The sequence below is a fragment of the Kitasatospora sp. NPDC091257 genome, from assembly GCF_044757675.1.
Classification (GTDB): Bacteria; Actinomycetota; Actinomycetes; order Streptomycetales; family Streptomycetaceae; genus Kitasatospora; species Kitasatospora lactacystinica.
Genome location: NZ_JBIVVI010000706.1, coordinates 1 through 4835, shown reverse-complemented (window position 1 = coordinate 4835; position 4835 = coordinate 1). Strand labels below are relative to the sequence as shown.

Below are 4835 nucleotides of genomic sequence, written 5' to 3'. Positions count from 1 at the left end.
GGGGGATACAGGCTGCAAAGGGGGATTCCTCGGTGCGTGCGGCCACGGTTCGTGTCCACATGATCGTGTGCCGGCCAGGGCCGGCATCGGATGGCGTTGCCGCCCGGGTCCGGACTGTCGTGCCCCAGCACCGGAACCGGCTGAAGGCGGCTGCGAGCGGCCCGGCGACCCCGGCCGCTACTTGACGTTGGCGATGGGGGCGTTGGCGGCGAGGCAGACCGTGCCGATGCGAGGAGCGGTGCTCTCGATGAACACCAGGGCCCGGGTGCTGGACGCCGCCGCACCGCCCAGCGACGGCCCCTGGCCGACGGGGCCCGATCCGTCGAGCTCGGCCGTGCCGAACACCAGGCCGGGGACGGTCTCCACGTGCCGCACCACGCCGTCGACCGGTGCGTGCCAGCGGTGGTAGCCGGTGGCGGGGACCAGCAGCTGGAGGACGTCGCCGCCGACGAACCGGTCCGTGCAGGCGCTGTTGTTGAGCGTATCCGCCAGGGAGTGGCTCTGGCCTTTGAGGGTGAACCCGGCGTTCTTCTCGACCTGCCGCTCGTGGCGGATCAGGGTGGCCTCGCCCGGCGCGAGGACGGCGGTGGGGTCGGTGGAGACCGGGCGGGCCTCGGGCTTGAACTTCCGGTGGAAGAAGTCGTTGAACGACGCGAAGCCCCAGTGCTCGGCGCTGCGGTCGGGGATCACGTAGTCGTCGAGCCGGTGGCTTTCGACGGCGTGCGGGGACAGCCAGCCGTTGTCCTCCTCGGTCAGCCACGCACCGCAACAGGTGCTCGACGCCGTGGACCGGCTGGAGGCCGCGCGGGAGCTGTTCGAGCATCCCGGACACCAGCGACTGGATGCCGGTGTCGGTCTCGATCAGCTTCTTGAGGGTCGCGACCGCGGGGCTGTGCGGTTCCCTCCGGTCCCGGGCCCGGTCCGCGAGGTCCGCCAGCCAGGCGTCGACCGCCCGGCGGTCCTTCGGAAGATACCCGGCGACCCGCCCGAACGAGGTGCGGTAGCGGGCGTCGGCCAGGGCGCCGGTGAGGTCACCGAGCATGGTTGTCTCCTTGGCATTCGATCGACCACGTCCAGGTGGAGATCCTCGCGAGTCTCACCTGCGCAACAGGCGAGGAAACACGGTTCGTCGCCAAAGGGACTCGAAAGGATGACGGTGGCCGTCGACGTCACGCACGTCATGGCCGACGTGTCAGTCGGCCTTCGGTACCGCCGGTGACGGGGCAGAGTCGTTGAATGAACGGAGCGGGGTGCGGCATCGCCGTCTCCGTATCCGCCGAGAGGCAGGGCGGGCTCAGTGAACGGTGAGGTGCACGGCCGAGGAGGCCGGCTCGACCGAGGTGAGGTTGTTGGAGAGCATCGCCCCCAGGCCGCGCTCGTGGAGGATCGCGGCGGCCAGGCCGTGGGCGAGGAGCTGGTGGCGGGCGGCGAAGATGTCCCGGACGGACGGTCCGCGGCCGTCCTCCTCCACCGCCCCTAGATCTGGTAAGCGGCGGTGGCGGCACCCCAGCGGAACCCCGCCGGCAGGTCGAAGCGGTCGGGCATGACAGCCTCCTGACGAGAACATGAGGGGCTGTCATATTACTGACGCCGCGCCGGAACACCAGCGAGGGCGACCCCGGACTTCGGCGGTCGGACCCCTATGCGGCCGGAGCCGTTCGCGGCGGCCGACCGGTGCCGACCCGGGTCGGGCCGGGGCGAGCCGGGGCGATCGCGGCGCACGCGATCGCTCCGGCCCGGCCGCCGTGGCGAAATCCCATGGAACCGTTGTGCGGTGACTCAGGCTCAGTTCCCGGTCGCGAGGGTGTCACCGCGGACCAGGCCGGATTCCGCCGGCACGTCGGCCGGATCGGAGCCCTCGTGCAGGATCCGGTTGTTCTCGTCGACGAAGACCACCCGGGGTTCGAGCTTGCCGAGTTCGTCCTGGTGCACCTGCGCGTAGGCGATGATGATCACAAGGTCGCCGACGCCGATGAGCCGGGCGGCGGCGCCGTTGATGCCGATCACACCGCTGCCGCGCGGCCCCTCGATCACATAGGTGGACAGCCGCTGCCCGTTGTTGATGTCGACGATGTCGACCTTCTCGCCGGCCACCAGGTCGGCGGCCTCCATCAGGTCGGCGCAGATGGTCAGCGAGCCGACGTAGTGCAGGTCGGCCTGCGTCACCGTGGCCCGGTGGATCTTCGACCGCATCAGGGTGCGATACATGACTGCTCCTTCTTTGACAGGGTGTACTGGCACCGCGACGCCCTCGGCGAACACGGGAGACCTCTCCGCGGCTCCGGCTGACGCTCCGTCACGATCAGGGCTCCGCGGCGGGAAGTGCGGTGGTCAGGGGTCACAAATGCGGGTTGACGCGTTCGCGGCGTGATGTGACCATCGAACGGGTTCACGCCCGGGGACACCGTGGCGGGCGGGAATCGTTGGGGAGGTTCTGCTCGCGTCCGGGGAATCGCCCTCGGCACTGTGACCTGTCCGCGCGCTGCCACCGGGATCGCCGTCGAGTCCGGTTCGAGCAGGCCGTGACGTGGTGCCGATCGGACACCCGTCGACGGCAGGGAGGCGCCTTCGCGCGCGGTCAGCGAGTGATATCTGCACAAGGGGGAAAAATGATCGCTGCCTTGACGGATTCTCGACAACTCGGTGAGTCCGAGCACCGCGTGCTCGATGCGTACCGCGCCAGAATGAGCGACGCGGACGTCATGCTGGACGTTCCGGCGGGCCACGACCGCTCGCTCACCGGGCTGCTGGTCGCCGGTCACGCGCTCGAACGGGGACGCAGCGTGGCCTACCTGACCGACGACAGCGACCGGGTGCTCTCGCACGCGAGCGTGCTGCCGGAGCTGCCGGCGGTGCGCCGGCTGCACGGGCAGAGCTCGCTGAGCGACATCGTCGCCTACTACAACGCGCAGGCGCTGGGCGTCATGGACTTCGCCACCTACTTCAACACGAGCCCCAAGGTCGAGCTGGCCGAGGTGGTGGTGTTCGACGACTGGCACACGGCGTGCGAGATGGTCGGAAGCCTGTTCACGCTGCGGGTGGACCGCCGGCTGCAACGCCGGGCCTACGACGGCATCTGCGACCTCGCGCTGTCGCTCGGGGACGAGAGCTACGCCACGGTGGCGCGGATGCGGCACGAGGGCGCCGACAGCCTGCTCTCGCCGCGGCAGCTCGACCTGGCGGACTGGGCACGGATCGCCGACCGGGCCGCCGAGGTGCTCACCCCGGAACTGTGCACGGAGGACGACAGGTTCACCTGGCCGCGGCTGCAGCCCTGGCTGCACCAGTGCCGGGTGCTGATCGCGCCCGCCGGTGTCGAGATCCGTCCCCCGCACCAGCTCATCCGGACGCTGCCCGGCTACCGCCACGCCGACCAGCGGGTCTTCCTCACGCGGCAACCGGTCGAGTCGACGGTCGAGCCCGCGAAGGTCGGACGGGACCTGCGACTGCCGGACACCGACCGGCTCACGCTCTCGCCGAACATGCGGGCCGCCGTGGCCTACCTGCGGGGGAACTACGCGGACAGCGGTCTGACACTCGGTCGCGTCGCGCGCAGTGCGTACATGAGCCAATATCACTTCTCCCGCCGCTTCAAGCAGGAGACCGGCTGGCGGTTCATCGACTTCGTCACCGCGCTGCGGCTGACCGAGGCCGGACACCTGCTGCGCAACACCACCATGTCGATCACCGATGTCTCCCGTACGGTCGGCTATCAGGAACTGAGTCACTTCCAGCGCACGTTCAAGAAGTGGTTGGGCACCTCCGCGTCGGGCTACCGGGGCGTGTCCCGGTAGCCCGACCGCACGGTCAGTGCTGGCAGCACTGGCGCATGCTCCACTCCGGACGGTGCCAGTAGTGAGCGGGGTCCTGCGAGGCCGACGGCGCGGCCGGGCGAACGGTCACGACGGCCGCCCCGGCCGCCTCCGCCGCCTTGGCCGCCTTGGCCGGCCGGAACGGCGCGAGGATCTCCGGCACCGTGCGGGTGACGCCGGCCACCATCACCGACCGCACCGCGGCCGCGGCGCGGATGTCGGTCAGCGGGTCGCCCTCGACCATGACCAGGTCGGCGATCCTCCCCGGCGCCACCGCGCCCAGCTGGTCGCCGTAGCCCAGCGCCCTGGCGGCGTTGCCGGTCGCGGTCATCAGCGCCTCGCGCGGGGTGAATCCGTACTTCACCAGCACGCGCAGGTTCTGGTGCGCGCTGACGCCGACGTCGTCCAGCGGCGCGTCGGTGCCGAAGACGACCAGGCCGCCCCCGCGGTGCACCCGCAGCAGCGCGTCCACCATGCCCTGGGTGATCCGCTGGTCGAGCTCGCTCTCCGGACCCGGCTGCGCGGCGCCGTCGGCCTTGGCCACCAGGCGCCGGTAGTCCCAGTCCGGGAACAGCACCTTGGTGCGCTCGTCCTCCACCAGCGACCGGTCGCCGGCGTACAGCTCGCTGGCGAAGATCATGGTCGACGACACCCACATGCCGCTGGCCACGAGCAGGTCCACCGCGTCCTGCGACATGCGGAAACCGGCGTAGCTCAGCGTGCGCGAGTAGTTCAGCCGATGGCCGCCACCGGGGTGCTCCATGCCGTCCAGGCCGGTGTGCGCCGCCGGGTACAGATAGTGCGAGGTGACCGGCACGCCCATCGCGTGCGCCCTGGCCACGATGCGCTGCTCGAAGGCCACCGGCATCCGCATGTACGACTTGATCTGGTCGTAGTCCAGCCCTTCGGCGCGGTCCAGTTCCCGCTCCAGCTGCTGGGCGGAGTGGACCGGCCGCATGCAGTTGTAGAAGGCCCGGCTGCCGTCCAGGGCCTGTCCCGAGCCGAGGTAGCGGGGGCCCACCC

The 4835-nt window shown here is 70.5% G+C and carries 6 protein-coding genes; 2 read left to right on the top strand and 4 right to left on the bottom strand.

All coding sequences use genetic code 11. From position 1 onward, the window contains the following. Positions 1 to 177: 177 nt before the first annotated feature. A complete protein-coding gene (locus ACIQOV_RS27800; protein WP_401053094.1) occupies positions 178 to 690 on the bottom strand; it encodes a phosphatidylserine decarboxylase in 513 nt (170 codons plus the stop codon). 82 nt (positions 691 to 772) lie between these two features. Between ACIQOV_RS27800 and ACIQOV_RS27795 the strand changes: the two genes are divergently transcribed. Then, complete coding sequence (locus ACIQOV_RS27795; RefSeq protein WP_401053092.1) at positions 773 to 1219, top strand: hypothetical protein; 447 nt, start codon at positions 773 to 775, stop codon at positions 1217 to 1219. A gap of 75 nt (positions 1220 to 1294) precedes the next feature. Here ACIQOV_RS27795 and ACIQOV_RS27790 read toward each other — a convergent pair whose 3' ends face one another. Together ACIQOV_RS27790 and panD are read right to left on the bottom strand one after the other, a co-directional pair. Continuing rightward, complete coding sequence (locus ACIQOV_RS27790) at positions 1295 to 1471, bottom strand: hypothetical protein (protein ID WP_401053090.1); 177 nt, start codon at positions 1469 to 1471, stop codon at positions 1295 to 1297. 314 nt (positions 1472 to 1785) lie between these two features. After that, positions 1786 to 2208, bottom strand: coding sequence for an aspartate 1-decarboxylase (gene panD, locus ACIQOV_RS27785; RefSeq protein ID WP_401053088.1), 423 nt, complete (start codon positions 2206 to 2208; stop codon positions 1786 to 1788). Positions 2209 to 2684: 476 nt separating this feature from the next. On the opposite strand from panD, the gene ACIQOV_RS27780 reads away from it, so the two are divergent. Then, on the top strand, positions 2685 to 3794 hold the full coding sequence (locus tag ACIQOV_RS27780; protein ID WP_401053086.1) for a helix-turn-helix transcriptional regulator: 1110 nt from the start codon (positions 2685 to 2687) through the stop codon (positions 3792 to 3794). Positions 3795 to 3807: 13 nt separating this feature from the next. Here the strand turns inward: ACIQOV_RS27780 and ACIQOV_RS27775 are convergent. Next, positions 3808 to 4835: amidohydrolase family protein (locus ACIQOV_RS27775; RefSeq protein WP_401053084.1), on the bottom strand; the 1028-nt coding region annotated here is incomplete at its 5' end.

Coding starts and splice junctions, on each gene's coding strand:
- ACIQOV_RS27780 (WP_401053086.1), top strand. CDS start 2,685: ATGAGCGACGCGGACGTCATGCTGGACGTTCCGGCGGGCCACGACCGC.
- panD (WP_401053088.1), bottom strand. CDS start 2,208: ATGTATCGCACCCTGATGCGGTCGAAGATCCACCGGGCCACGGTGACG.